The 13915-nt window shown below is 32.8% G+C and carries 12 protein-coding genes; 11 read left to right on the top strand and 1 reads right to left on the bottom strand.

The window, feature by feature from the left end; all coding sequences use genetic code 11:
* Positions 1 to 721: 721 nt before the first annotated feature.
* From rpmH to MUA21_RS13200, 11 genes are all read left to right on the top strand, one after another.
* A complete protein-coding gene (gene rpmH, locus MUA21_RS13250) occupies positions 722 to 859 on the top strand; it encodes a 50S ribosomal protein L34 (protein WP_000240855.1) in 138 nt (45 codons plus the stop codon).
* Between the two features lie 145 nt (positions 860 to 1004).
* The gene (gene rnpA, locus MUA21_RS13245; RefSeq protein ID WP_046207171.1) at positions 1005 to 1352 is read left to right on the top strand and encodes a ribonuclease P protein component; all 348 of its coding nucleotides are present in this window, start codon (positions 1005 to 1007) and stop codon (positions 1350 to 1352) included.
* Between the two features lie 159 nt (positions 1353 to 1511).
* Positions 1512 to 2891, top strand: coding sequence for a tRNA uridine-5-carboxymethylaminomethyl(34) synthesis GTPase MnmE (gene mnmE / locus MUA21_RS13240; protein WP_186821102.1), 1380 nt, complete (start codon positions 1512 to 1514; stop codon positions 2889 to 2891).
* Between the two features lie 15 nt (positions 2892 to 2906).
* Positions 2907 to 4784 (top strand): tRNA uridine-5-carboxymethylaminomethyl(34) synthesis enzyme MnmG, encoded by a 1878-nt coding sequence (gene mnmG / locus MUA21_RS13235; protein ID WP_046207169.1) that lies wholly within the window; start codon positions 2907 to 2909, stop codon positions 4782 to 4784.
* Between the two features lies 1 nt (position 4785).
* On the top strand, positions 4786 to 5511 hold the full coding sequence (rsmG, locus tag MUA21_RS13230; RefSeq protein ID WP_107525483.1) for a 16S rRNA (guanine(527)-N(7))-methyltransferase RsmG: 726 nt from the start codon (positions 4786 to 4788) through the stop codon (positions 5509 to 5511).
* A gap of 35 nt (positions 5512 to 5546) precedes the next feature.
* Positions 5547 to 6383: a ParB/RepB/Spo0J family partition protein gene (locus MUA21_RS13225; RefSeq protein WP_046207167.1), complete on the top strand. Its 837-nt coding sequence runs from the start codon at positions 5547 to 5549 to the stop codon at positions 6381 to 6383.
* Positions 6384 to 6646: 263 nt separating this feature from the next.
* Positions 6647 to 8107, top strand: coding sequence for a carbon starvation CstA family protein (locus MUA21_RS13220; RefSeq protein ID WP_046207166.1), 1461 nt, complete (start codon positions 6647 to 6649; stop codon positions 8105 to 8107).
* 268 nt (positions 8108 to 8375) lie between these two features.
* Positions 8376 to 8942, top strand: a complete 567-nt coding sequence (locus tag MUA21_RS13215) for a helix-turn-helix transcriptional regulator (RefSeq protein WP_262561510.1) — start codon at positions 8376 to 8378, stop codon at positions 8940 to 8942.
* Between the two features lie 239 nt (positions 8943 to 9181).
* Positions 9182 to 10540 carry a glycerol-3-phosphate transporter gene (gene glpT / locus MUA21_RS13210; protein WP_107525484.1) on the top strand — a complete coding sequence of 453 codons (1359 nt, stop codon included), beginning with the start codon at positions 9182 to 9184 and terminating at the stop codon, positions 10538 to 10540.
* Between the two features lie 410 nt (positions 10541 to 10950).
* Positions 10951 to 11382, top strand: a complete 432-nt coding sequence (locus MUA21_RS13205; RefSeq protein WP_064209818.1) for a universal stress protein — start codon at positions 10951 to 10953, stop codon at positions 11380 to 11382.
* 331 nt (positions 11383 to 11713) lie between these two features.
* On the top strand, positions 11714 to 13309 hold the full coding sequence (locus tag MUA21_RS13200; protein ID WP_258085704.1) for a BCCT family transporter: 1596 nt from the start codon (positions 11714 to 11716) through the stop codon (positions 13307 to 13309).
* Positions 13310 to 13756: 447 nt separating this feature from the next.
* Here the strand turns inward: MUA21_RS13200 and MUA21_RS13195 are convergent, their stop codons facing one another.
* Entirely contained in the window at positions 13757 to 13906 is a 150-nt protein-coding gene (locus MUA21_RS13195) for a FeoB-associated Cys-rich membrane protein (protein ID WP_262561507.1), read from the bottom strand.
* Positions 13907 to 13915: the final 9 nt, after the last annotated feature.

Genomic DNA, 13915 nt, shown 5'->3' with positions numbered 1-13915 from the left:
AATAGCAAACTCCAACTTTCTATATTTTAAAAGTTATACACAGAAATAACATGTGTGAATAAACATAATCACAAGCTGTTAATAATTATCCACAAGTTACACACATTCAGTGGATAACTCACAGTAAATTATAAGTTATACACAACCATTTAGGATATATTTTTATAAATCAATCCCTTATTTATCAATATTTACATAACTTATCCACACAATTATACTTTTTAACAAACGCCTCTGTCAAATGGATGTGAATATGTTGTTAAATCGTCAATAAACCTGTGTATAGATGGAATATTATCCACAAAACAAGCGTGTATATCTGTGAATAAGTGGATAACTTACAAGAATGAATAGTATATCAAAAAATAACCAATTTGTGGTTTTGGGAAATAATTTATAAAAGTGTATGAAATTTGTATAATTGAAAAATCGATAGATTTGAAGCGAAAAATATTTATATGCTAAGGTGAATCTACTATATTAATAGATGTATTTATCAATACAGTTTTAAAGTATCAAGTGCTGATTTGTATTATTAGCAAGATGAAAATATGCTTGAAATTGATGCTTGCTTTATAAAAAAGATTTTGTTATATTGTAGTAGTTGCTTGAATTATGACTAGAAATTAATAATATTAAATCAAGACTTGAAGCAAAAAGCTTATATTAATTTATCTATTATAATAATTAGATAACCGAATACAGATGGAGGTGTTTTTGCATGGTAAAACGTACTTATCAACCAAATAAACGTAAACATAGTAAAGTTCATGGTTTCAGAAAACGCATGAGCACAAAAAACGGTCGTAAAGTTTTAGCGCGTCGTCGTCGTAAAGGCCGTAAGGTATTATCAGCATAAGATCACTGACTCATCAGTGGTCTTTTTTTTGGTTTAAAATAACGAAAATAAGTAGCAAAATTATTGTTATTATTAAAAATTCAATACATGTTATGGCTTGATATATAATAATGAATGTAATGAAAAGATAAGCGAGTGATGTTTCGTGGAGAAAGCATACCGAATTAAAAAGAACAGTGATTTTCAATTTATATACAAAAAAGGAAAATCAGTAGCAAATCGTCAATTTGTAGTCTATACGAAACCTAATAAAGAACTAGAACACTTTAGACTGGGTATTAGTGTTTCTAAAAAATTAGGTAATGCTGTTGTTAGAAATAAAATTAAGCGTGCTATTCGTGAAAGCTTCAAGGTGCATAAGCAAAATATATTACCAATGGAAATTATTGTCATAGCTAGGCAGCCAGCTAAAGATATGGATACACTTCAAATCCAAGCAAGTTTAGAACATGTTTTAAAAATCGCTAAAGTTTTTAATAAACGAATTAAATAGGGTAGGGGAGATTGAATCTTAAGACTTACGTCAGTCTTACCTCAGACAACCCTTAGGCCAACTTCTTAGATTTTTTAAACAAGATGTTAGCTTTTTAATCCAAAACTATTTACAATATTATAATGATAAATTTTAGAATAAAAGGAGGCGAGATGGATGATGGATTTAGATACGATAACGAGTATATCCACACCTATGGGTGAAGGTGCTATCGGTATTGTACGTTTGTCAGGTGTTGACGCAGTAAATATTGCAGACAAATTATATAGAGGGAAGGAACCATTAGAACATGTACCTTCTCATACAATAAATTATGGGCATATTGTTGACCCTGAGACAAATGAAGTGGTCGAAGAAGTAATGGTGTCTGTCTTACGTGCACCGAAAACATTTACTAGAGAAGATATCGTTGAAATTAATTGTCATGGTGGTATTTTAACCATCAACAGGGTATTAGAGTTGACCATGACACACGGTGCTAGAATGGCAGATCCTGGTGAATATACAAAACGTGCGTTTTTAAATGGGCGTATTGATTTATCTCAAGCCGAAGCGGTGATGGATTTTATTCGTTCTAAAACCGATCGTGCATCTAAAGTTGCAATGAATCAAATTGAAGGTCGTTTAAGTGATATGATTAAGCGACAGCGACAATCCATTCTCGAAATCCTTGCACAAGTAGAAGTTAATATAGATTATCCAGAATATGATGATGTGGAAGATGCCACAACAGAAGTATTATTAGAAAAATCGAATCAAATTAAGTCAGAAATTAATAAGTTATTAGATACAGGTACACAAGGGAAGATAATGAGAGAAGGTTTGGCAACGGTCATAGTTGGTAAGCCTAATGTTGGTAAGTCATCCATGCTAAATAACCTGATCCAAGACAACAAGGCGATTGTAACAGAGGTACCTGGTACGACTCGAGATACTTTAGAAGAGTATGTAAACGTCCGCGGTGTACCTTTAAGGTTAGTAGATACTGCTGGCATACGTGAAACAGAAGATATCGTTGAGCGTATTGGTGTAGAGCGTTCACGCAAAGCTTTAGGTGAAGCGGATTTAATCTTGTTTGTGTTAAATTACAACGAACCTTTAACAGAAGAAGATCGCAAGCTATATGAAGTTATTAAAAACGAAGATGCCATTGTCATAATTAACAAGATGGATTTAGACAAACGATTAGATATTTCAGAAGTTAAAGAAATGGTTGGAGATATGCCAATCATTCAAACATCAATGCTAAAACAAGAAGGTATTGATCAGTTAGAGATACAAATTAGAGATTTGTTCTTTGCAGGAGATGTCCAAAATCAGGATATGACATATGTATCGAATTCAAGACATATTTCATTGTTAAAACAGGCGAGAAATTCAATTCAAGACGCTATAGATGCTGCAGAAGCTGGTGTGCCAATGGATATGGTTCAAATAGACTTAACGAGAACTTGGGAAATTTTAGGTGAAATTATCGGAGAATCCGCAAGTGAAGAATTGATAAACCAGTTATTTAGTCAATTCTGTCTAGGAAAATAAAAGGGAGGAAAAAATATGGCTCAAGAATATGATGTAATAGTAATTGGAGCCGGACATGCTGGTATAGAAGCTGGACTTGCTTCAGCAAGACGTGGTGCCAAAACGTTAATGTTAACAATAAATTTAGATAATATTGCATTTATGCCATGTAACCCATCAGTTGGTGGCCCGGCTAAAGGTATAGTAGTTCGTGAAATAGACGCATTAGGTGGCCAAATGGCAAAAACAATCGATAAAACACATATCCAAATGCGTATGTTAAATACGGGTAAAGGACCAGCAGTCAGAGCACTTCGCGCACAAGCAGATAAAGTACTTTATCAACAAGAAATGAAACAAGTCATTGAAGATGAAGAAAACCTTGATATTATGCAAGGCATGGTAGATGACTTAATCATTGAAGATGAAGTTATCAAAGGTGTACGTACGAACATTGGTACAGAATACTGGGCAGATGCAGTCATTATTACAACCGGTACATTTTTACGTGGCGAAATCATTTTAGGTAATATGAAATATTCAAGTGGTCCAAACCATCAATTACCATCTATTTCACTAGCTGATAATCTTAGAAATCTTGGATTTGAAGTAGTGAGATTCAAAACAGGTACACCACCACGTGTTAACGCCAAAACGATTGATTATTCTAAAACAGAAATACAACCAGGTGACGATGTTGGTAGAGCGTTTAGTTTTGAAACAACGGAATATATTTTAGATCAGCTACCTTGTTGGTTAACATATACGAATGGAGAAACACACCAAGTTATAGATGACAATCTACATTTATCTGCGATGTACTCTGGTATGATTAAGGGTACAGGACCTAGATATTGCCCATCAATTGAAGATAAATTTGTAAGATTCAATGATAAACCTAGACACCAACTTTTCTTAGAACCAGAAGGTAGAAATACTAATGAAGTATATGTACAAGGATTATCAACAAGCTTACCTGAACATGTTCAACGTCAGATGTTAGAAACAATTCCAGGCTTAGAAAAAGCAGATATGATGCGTGCAGGATATGCCATTGAATATGATGCGCTTGTACCAACACAATTGTGGCCAACACTAGAAACTAAAAAAATTAAAAATCTATATACTGCAGGACAAATCAACGGAACTTCTGGCTATGAAGAAGCGGCAGGACAAGGCATCATGGCTGGAATTAACGCAGCGTCAAGAGTATTAGGCGAAGAAGAAGTCATCTTAAGTCGTTCAGATGCTTATATCGGTGTCTTAATAGATGACCTTATAACAAAAGGTACTAATGAACCATACCGTTTATTAACATCTCGTGCAGAATATCGTTTATTATTAAGACATGACAATGCAGATTTACGATTAACAGATTTAGGTTATAAATTAGGTATGATTTCTGAAGAACGTTATGCACGTTTCAATGAAAAACGTCAAATGATAAAAGATGAGCAAGCACGCTTAAATGAAATTAGAATAAAACCTCACGAACGCGTACAAGAAATTATTGAAGCGCAAGGCGGTTCTCGTTTGAAAGATGGTATATTAGCTTTGGAATTATTGCGTAGACCTGAAATGACGTATAACTTAATTCTAGAAATTTTAGAAGAAGAAAACCAATTACCAAGTGATGTAGCAGAACAAGTTGAGATTCAGACAAAATATGAGGGCTATATCAATAAGTCGTTACAACAAGTTGAAAAAGTAAAACGTATGGAAGAAAAGAAAATTCCAGAAGACTTAGATTATAGTAAAGTCGATAGTTTAGCGACTGAAGCACGCGAGAAATTAGCGGAAGTTAAACCGTTAAATATTGCGCAAGCATCTCGGATTTCAGGTGTGAATCCAGCAGATATTTCGATCTTATTAGTGTTCCTAGAACAAGGTAAAATACAAAGGGTGGAAAGTTAAGATGAGTGTAAAATGGTTAACTGAGCAACTCAGCACACAAGGTATCGAACTTACAGAGAATCAACAACATCAATTTCAATCGTATTTTCAAATGCTCGTTGAATGGAATGAAAAAATGAATTTAACAAGCATTACTGAAGAACATGAGGTGTATTTGAAACATTTTTATGATTCGATTGCACTCAGTTTTTATACGGATTTGACACAAGCGCAAACAATTTGTGATATTGGTGCTGGTGCTGGTTTTCCAAGTATTCCATTAAAAATTATTTATCCTAATTTAAAAGTTACAATTGTAGATTCATTAAATAAACGCATCCATTTTTTAAATCAGTTAGCAGAAGCATTAGATTTAGAAAATGTGAGTTTTGTACATGATCGCGCAGAAATATACGGGAAGGGAGACTACAGGGCGTCTTATGATATTGTAACTGCACGTGCAGTTGCTAGACTTTCCGTATTAAGCGAATTGTGTTTACCGTTAGTTAAAAAGGGTGGACAATTCATTGCTTTAAAATCAGCTAAAGGCGAAGAAGAATTGGAAGAAGCGCGTTTTGGTATAGGAGTCCTCGGTGGTAAACTTCAGGATGTCATTTCATATGAATTACCAGAAGATGCTGGTGAAAGGCAAATAATCAAGATAGATAAGAGAAGCGAGACACCAAAGAAATATCCAAGAAAACCAGGAATGCCCAATAAGTCTCCATTACTTGAAAAAGAAAAGTGATTTAATACAACTAATTTAGAGGGAGCGCATAAAATATGAAGAAACCTTTTTCTAAATTATTTGGTTTGAAAAATAAAGATGACATTGTTGGTTATATTGAAGAGGATCATAATAGTGTTGAATCTATTCATACTGAACGTATTGTGCCAAATCGTTATCAACCAAGACAAGTATTTGAGCCAAATAAGATTAAAGAACTCGCAGAATCAATAGATGAGCATGGATTGTTACAACCGATTGTAGTACGTCCTATAGAAGAGGATATGTTTGAAATTATTGCTGGAGAGCGTAGATTTAGAGCCTTACAATCGTTGAATAAGACATACGCAGATGTCATTATCAGAGATTTAGGCGATGAAGAAACTGCAGTGGTAGCTTTAATAGAAAATATTCAACGTGAAAATTTATCTGTTGTTGAAGAGGCAGAAGCTTATAAGAAACTTTTAGAACTAGGCGATACGACACAAAGTGAATTAGCTAAAAGTGTAGGTAAAAGTCAAAGTTTTATAGCAAATAAATTGAGATTACTAAAATTAGCGCCTAAAGTGATAGAACGTTTGCGTGAAGGCAAAGTTACAGAACGTCACGCACGTGCGATGCTAAGTTTATCAGATGAAGATCAAGAAACATTAGTGGAAACGATTATAAGCCAAAAGTTAAATGTGAAACAAACTGAAGCAAGAGTAAAACAAAAAGTTGGCCCTGAAAAAGTGAAAGCGCAAAGTTTTGCATTTGAAAAAGACTTAACAGATGCACGTGAAGCGGTAGGCAAAAGTTTAGAAGAACTTGAAAAAAGTGGCATCAAGTTTGAACATCAAGCGAAAGACCATGATGATTATTATGAAATCAAAATTAAACTTTATAAAAAATAACATTTGAGGTTAATTAAACATATGACCTCCGCAAAAAGTACAACTTCGTTTTAATTTAAATGAGGTTGTACTTTTTTATATATTATAAATATTTATGAGTCAGTTATCATTTAAATACAACGATTATTTTAAAAGTATTATTTATTTTATATTCCCTAAAAATTAAAAATAAATAAATAAATAAAAAACGTTTGTAGGATTGTAGAATAATAAAATATGTGATTAAATTAAGAAAACGCTTACATATTAAAGGGGGATTTAAAATGGTAACGTTTATTGTATCTATTATATTATTAGTTATAGGTTATTTCACTTATGGGAAGTATATTGATAAAATGTTCGGAACGAAACAAGATAGGCCAACGCCGGCATATAATCAACGTGACAATGTCGATTATTTACCTATGAAGACGTCATCAAATTCACTCATTCAGCTATTGAACATTGCAGGTGTAGGTCCGATTTTTGGACCGATTATGGGCGCATTATATGGACCAGTAGCATTTATATGGATTGTTGTGGGATGTATTTTTGCAGGTGCAGTGCATGATTATTTGACTGGAATGATTTCAATTAGAAACAAAGGGGCACACTTACCGGAGCTTGCTGGTAAATTTTTAGGTCAGGTCATGAAACACTTTGTAAATATCTTCTCAATTTTATTATTATTGCTTACTGGTACAGTTTTTGTGACAAGTCCAGCGTTGTTACTACATAATTTATTAGATGGTCGCATTGCATTAGGTATCATTATCTTTGTGATTTTTGTTTATTATATTTTGTCTACAATTTTACCTATAGACAAAATCATTGGACGCATTTATCCAATTTTCGGTGCATTATTACTCATTAGCGCAGTAGGTATAGGTTTCCGTCTTATTCAAACAGGTGCACCGATACCTGAAATTAATTTGAAAAATATGCATCCAGACGGTGCTCCCATATTTCCACTACTATTTTTTACAATTACTTGTGGTGCTTTATCTGGTTTTCATGCTACACAAACGCCTATTATTTCGAGAACGACAAACAAAGAGAAAAATGGTCGCTTTATATTCTACGGCATGATGATTGCTGAAGGTATTATAGCAATGATTTGGGCTGCTGCAGGCATGAGTTTATTTAATGGATATAGTGGATTAAATGATGTTTTAGCACGTGGTGAAGCGGCACTTGTTGTAAGTGAAGCATCACATCTATTGTTAGGTTCTGTGTTTGGAACGATTGCAGTACTGGGTGTTATCATCTTACCAATTACCAGCGGTGATACTTCTTTCCGTAGTGCACGTATGATTATAGCTGATTATTTAAATTATGGTCAGCGTAGTATGTTAAAACGAGTGATTGTAGCTGCACCATTATTTATCGTAAGCTTTGGTTTGACTCAGGTAGATTTTACTATTTTATGGCGCTATTTCTCTTGGGCAAATCAAACTACAGCTGTCGTCGCCTTATGGGTAGGTGCAATGTACTTACTTATCGCGAAAAAGAATTTTTGGGTGGCAGCAATTCCGGCAGTCTTTATGACTTGGAATATTTTCACTTATATTTTAAGTCAGAAGATAGGTTTAGGTTTGGATCTTAATTTAAGTTATATTCTCGCCTTTGTATTCACAATTTTATGGATTGGTTATTTTACTTATCAATATAAAAAAATTACTGCAGGTGCTTCATTTGAATTAGATCATCCTATACCGTATCAACAACAACAAACTGTGACGTAAGTATAAAACGATGATGGATGCTGATTTTTAAAATCAGTGATAAAAGCGAGTTAAAGATGAATGACAATAATGAGAGTAAGATACGTAATTAAAACATAATTTAGTTGCGGTCTTACTCTTGTTTTCTGTAAGACTATGGGATGTCTAATAAATGCTTTAATAGCAGCATGACAAAAAGTTTTTACATAATTAAATGTGCGTATGTCAATATAATTTGGTAGTCTAAATTAGAAACACACTATAGTCTCAAGTTAAAGGAGCTTGGCAAATGAACATAGGTAATCAAATTAAATTTTTTAGACAGCGCGATCATTTATCACAAGAAGATTTAGCCGAAAAATTGTATGTTTCACGACAAACAATTTCAAATTGGGAAAATGATAAAAGTTATCCAGATATACATAATTTGTTAATGCTTAGTTCTTTGTTTCAAGTTTCTTTAGATAACTTAGTTAAAGGAGACATAGAGATTATGGAACAAAAGTTAAAACAGAGCAAATTTAATTTATGGAGTCATTTAATGATTTGGCCTATGTTATTATCAGCAATCTTAGCAGGTCCAACCCTCTACTATTGGACGCCATTATGGATTATAGCTGAAACTATACTTTTAGCGACAATGATTATTTCATCATTTAAAGTAGAATCATTAAAAAAATCGTATAGAATACAAACGTATGATAGGATAGTTGCTTTTATGCATGGAAAAGACCCTAATGATATATATAGTAGTAAATTACGTAATACCGTAACTTTTATGTATAGTTTTATACTTTGTGTTGGGTTATTTATAATACTTGTGCTATTAAGTATGTATTTTTTTGATGTATTGTAATAGTTATTTTTCGTAACGCCTTGTAGTTAAAGATTTATTATAACTACGAGGTGTTTTATTTATTAAATATATGATTTTTTCAATCGTATACACTACGCATGAGCAAATATTATTTCTTATAGAATAATATTCAAATTTTAATAATAGTATTGCTTTACCACCCGGGAAATATTAATATTAAGTAAATAATTTGTAAATAAAATATTAAGAAAAATGATTGATAATTTAGGGGTGATTGTATGTTTCGTTTTTTAAAACCGGCAAAGCATGTGGATCCTTTACCATCTGATAAGGTAGATGATACATATAAAAAATTACGATTACAGGTTTTTTTAGGTATTTTTATCGGTTATGCAGGTTACTATTTGTTGAGAAAAAACTTTTCATTAGCGATGCCTTCTTTAATTGAAGATGGTTTCAGTAAAGGGGAACTTGGTATCGCACTTTCAGCGATTTCAATCGCTTATGGTTTTAGTAAATTTGTAATGGGCACCGTAAGTGATCGCAGTAATGCACGTGTATTTTTAACATTAGGTTTGTTACTGACAGCAACTGTTAATTTATTGCTAGGATTCGTACCATTCTTTACTTCTAGTATTACAATCATGTTTATTATGTTATTTCTAAATGGATGGTTTCAAGGTATGGGATGGCCGCCATCAGGTCGTGTACTCGTACATTGGTTTAGTGTAAGTGAGCGTGGTAGTAAAACGTCTATTTGGAACGTAGCGCATAATGTTGGAGGAGGTCTAATGGCACCGATTGCAACATGGGGCATTTCTATGACTACGCTTTATAATTTTGGTTATTTAAGAGGGTTTGAAGGCGTTTTTATTTATCCAGGGTTACTGGCGATTGTTATTGCAATTATTGCATATTTTTTGATCAGAGATACTCCTCAATCACAAGGCTTACCACCTATTGAACGTTTTAACAAAGATTATTCAACGACGACGCATGAAACACTTGAAACAGAGTTAACAACAAAAGAGATATTGTTTAAATATGTATTAAATAACAAGTGGGTGTGGGCGATCGCCTTTGCTAATATTTTTGTCTATTTTGTACGTTATGGTGTACTAGATTGGGCACCTACTTATTTAAGTGAAGAAAAACAATTTAATTTAAACGAATCAGGGTGGGCTTATTTCCTTTATGAATGGGCTGGCATTCCAGGAACACTATTGTGTGGCTATATTTCCGATAAAGTATTTAAAGGGCGTCGTGGTCCAGCAGGTTTCTTCTTTATGCTAGGCGTTACAATCTTTGTATTGATTTATTGGTTGAATCCACCAGGTCATGCATGGTTAGATAATTTATCATTAATTGCAATAGGATTTTTAATCTATGGACCAGTGATGTTAATTGGTTTACAAGCTTTAGATTATGTACCTAAAAAGGCAGCAGGAACAGCTGCCGGTCTAACAGGCTTATTTGGTTACCTATTTGGAGCTGTGATGGCAAACATTGTTTTAGGTTTTGTCGTACAACATTTTGGATGGGATTTTGGTTTTGTTTTATTAACCATTATTAGTATTTTAGCGATGCTAAGTTTTATTTTAACTTGGAATAAACGAGGACAAGAACAAGTACATTAAAAATAAGCAATATATGGCGCGAGTGTGAGGTCAACTGAGTGATATTGACTTCATAGTCGCGCCTATTTTTATAAACGAAAATCATTTTAGAAATTATTCGTGTAACGGTTAGTTGTTCATGTAAGCAATAAACCATAGGTATTATTAAAAGAAGAATATTAATAATTGAAAAATTATGTTAATAATGGTTATTTAATGAATAATTTATATAAAAATGTGGTAATTAAATAATAAGTGAGTACACTAAAAATTTTTATGGTATCGATACTTCATTGTTTCAACATAAAATGCGGCTCAATACGTTAGTTATTTCATTAGTAAAATACGCATTAAGGCACCAAAAATATATTTAAACGAGCAAAATTGCATGTGCTGTTTTGTATCAGTTTAATTAAGAAAGGTGATTGATTATGTATAAAAATATTTTACTACCATACTCTTTTGATAATGATTTCGATAACATTCCTGAAAACTTAGCAAAATTAGTCGGCGAAGATTCCACTGTAGTTGTTCATAATGTCATGACTGAAAATGATCTATTAGCGAGTGTACGTTATGAAAATAAACATAAAGAAGATATCATTAAAGAAAAAGAAGAAGAGCTTTCTCCATTTCTTGAAAAATTAAAAGCACAAGGTATTAATTATAAAGTCGCTATCGAATTTGGACCTGTAAAAGATACCATACTTGAGAGAATTAGTTTTGGGGATATGGATGTAGGTGATTTTGATTTAGTAGTAATGAGTAACCATCGCGTGAGTATCGATATCAAACATGTACTTGGAGATGTTACGCATAAAGTTGCTAAAAGAAGTCCTGTACCAGTACTGATAGTGAAATAACATCAAAATTATGTATTGAAATGCTTTTAATGTAGTAACACGCGTTATAATTTCTCAAAAACATCATATTTTTAAGACTAGATTGTAATACTAAAATTATTTTCTAGTCTTTTGTTTTGAAATTAAAATATGCACAAGTTTATTTTAAAGTAAATGATTTTATCTTTCATAAATATATTTTTAGAAATATTGAACTTTTAGTTTTAGTTTTGTAACCCTTTGATGACGGCTTTAACCGCATTTTATTATATTAAAACAAGCTTTGCTGCTGTTGTTTTAATATATAAAGTCTGTTATTCTGCCTAATGTTCAATTATAAGGGAGGTTACTAATTTTGGAAAATAAACAACATAATGCTAATGGGAAGAAACTGTCTTCTGTTTTTACTTATAGTATTATTATTACCGCAATAGTTGTATTATTGGGTGCAATCTTTCCAACTCAGTTTAATGAAATAGGGACAAATATTACTGGTTGGATTACCGAATACTTTGGTTGGTATTATATGGTTATTGTAGCACTCATGATATTCTTCTGTGTTTTCTTAATATTTAGCCCAATCGGAAAATTGAAATTAGGAAAACCTGAAGATAAACCAGAATTTAACACAATTTCATGGTTTGCGATGCTATTTAGTGCTGGTATGGGGATTGGTTTAGTATTCTGGGGAGCAGCTGAACCAATCAGTCACTTTGTATCACCACCGTCTGGTGATCCTCAATCAGCAACTGCCTATAAAGAAGCTTTAAGAGGTGCATTTATGCAATGGGGCTTCCATGCATGGGCAGTATATGGTGTTGTAGCGTTAGCGTTAGCATACTTCCAATTTAGAAAAAATGAACCTGCATTAATTTCAAAAACATTACGTCCAATTTTCGGAAATAAAGTTGACGGCCCCTTAGGAACAATTATTGATGTTGTTTCTGTCTTTGCCACAATTGGCGGGGTAGCAGTATCACTAGGTTTAGGCGCTATGCAGATCGCAGGTGGTCTAAACTACCTATTTGATATTCCTAATACTATTATGACGCAAGGTATTATTATACTAATTGTTACAATATTATTTTTAACAAGTGCATGGTCAGGTTTAAGCCGTGGTATCCAATATTTAAGTAACGCAAATATTGGATTAGCAGGTATCATATTGCTATTTGTTTTTATTGTAGGACCAACTGTTCTTATTTTAAATATGCTAACAAGTTCAACAGGTGAGTATTTAAATACGTTACTATTTAACATGTTTGATACAGCACCATTAGATCCACAAAAAAATGAATGGATGAAATCATGGACGTTCTTCCAATTAGCTTGGTGGATTAGTTGGAGTCCATTTGTTGGTATATTTATCGCACGTGTATCTAAAGGACGCTCAATTAGAGAGTTCGTATCTGGTGTTCTGTTAGCCCCAGTACTTGTAAGTTTAGTTTGGTTTGCAGCATTTGGTGTTCTAGGTATCGAAACTGCGAAAAAAACACCTAAAATATTTGATATGCCTCCAGAAACTGCATTATTTGGTGTGTTTAATGAGGTGCCATTAGGCTTTGTGTTATCCATTGTAACGTTGCTATTAATCGCAACATTCTTTATTACGTCAGCCGATTCAGCAACATTCGTATTAGGAATGCAAACAACATTTGGTTCATTAAACCCATCAGCAATAGTTAAAGTCATCTGGGGAATTGCACAAGCATTGATTGCATTTATTTTATTATTCTCAGGTGGAGATAATGGATTAAATGCGCTACAAAATATGGCAATCATGACTGCCTTACCATTCTCTATCATTGTTCTTTGTATGATGGTCAGCTTCTATAAAGATGCGAATAAAGAGCGTAAATTCTTAGGTTTAACACTATCACCAAACAAACATAGATTAGAAGAATATACGAAAATTGCAGAAAATAGAAGCGGCAATAAATCAGAGTAATTATTAAATATAAGAAATAACTGGAACATAAATTTCAATCTCAAAATAGGGGACTAATTCGTTTTTCAAACGAATTAGTCCTTTTTGTATGAAAAATGTTTTGATTTTGTTCGTGCATGCTTGCCTTGGGATATGACTCGAGCCTGTAATCTCTCGCTCATATTATTTTCCAGGATTTCATTAAAATGCAAAATTGCGACTCAGCAAAACAATCGTTCAAAATGAGTAACTAATTGTATAACAACAAAACAAACGTCAACATCTATTCATATAATAGGTGTTACGTTTAGGCTTTATTCAAAGATATTAAATACTTCTCTTTACAGCTATTTTAAAATGTAGAGCTTTTTTATTTTATCTTTGTGATGTGAATCGAACAGTATAAAAAGATTTTAGCATGCTGTCATTTTTACAAAAATTGATGAATCTATCAAAATTGATTGAGCGTCATAATGCTTTCTTTCCTGTACTACATCCACGTTTAGAGCCACAAGAATTACATTTACCTGCTTTGGCTTTCTTGAAAAAGTTGAATAATGTAAAAACAACATAACTAATAATAGCTAGAAAGATAATTACATTGATAATAATCATCATTAAATCACA

Origin of the sequence: Staphylococcus ureilyticus, assembly GCF_025558845.1 — a bacterium.
Taxonomy (GTDB): domain Bacteria; phylum Bacillota; class Bacilli; order Staphylococcales; family Staphylococcaceae; genus Staphylococcus; species Staphylococcus ureilyticus.
The sequence above is the reverse complement of the archived record's forward strand: the minus strand, read 5'-3'. Positions and strand labels throughout refer to the sequence as shown.

Coding starts and splice junctions, on each gene's coding strand:
- rpmH (WP_000240855.1), top strand. CDS start 722: ATGGTAAAACGTACTTATCAACCAAATAAACGTAAACATAGTAAAGTT.
- mnmE (WP_186821102.1), top strand. CDS start 1,512: ATGGATTTAGATACGATAACGAGTATATCCACACCTATGGGTGAAGGT.
- mnmG (WP_046207169.1), top strand. CDS start 2,907: ATGGCTCAAGAATATGATGTAATAGTAATTGGAGCCGGACATGCTGGT.
- rsmG (WP_107525483.1), top strand. CDS start 4,786: ATGAGTGTAAAATGGTTAACTGAGCAACTCAGCACACAAGGTATCGAA.
- MUA21_RS13225 (WP_046207167.1), top strand. CDS start 5,547: ATGAAGAAACCTTTTTCTAAATTATTTGGTTTGAAAAATAAAGATGAC.
- MUA21_RS13220 (WP_046207166.1), top strand. CDS start 6,647: ATGGTAACGTTTATTGTATCTATTATATTATTAGTTATAGGTTATTTC.
- MUA21_RS13215 (WP_262561510.1), top strand. CDS start 8,376: ATGAACATAGGTAATCAAATTAAATTTTTTAGACAGCGCGATCATTTA.
- glpT (WP_107525484.1), top strand. CDS start 9,182: ATGTTTCGTTTTTTAAAACCGGCAAAGCATGTGGATCCTTTACCATCT.
- MUA21_RS13205 (WP_064209818.1), top strand. CDS start 10,951: ATGTATAAAAATATTTTACTACCATACTCTTTTGATAATGATTTCGAT.
- MUA21_RS13195 (WP_262561507.1), bottom strand. CDS start 13,906: ATGATGATTATTATCAATGTAATTATCTTTCTAGCTATTATTAGTTAT.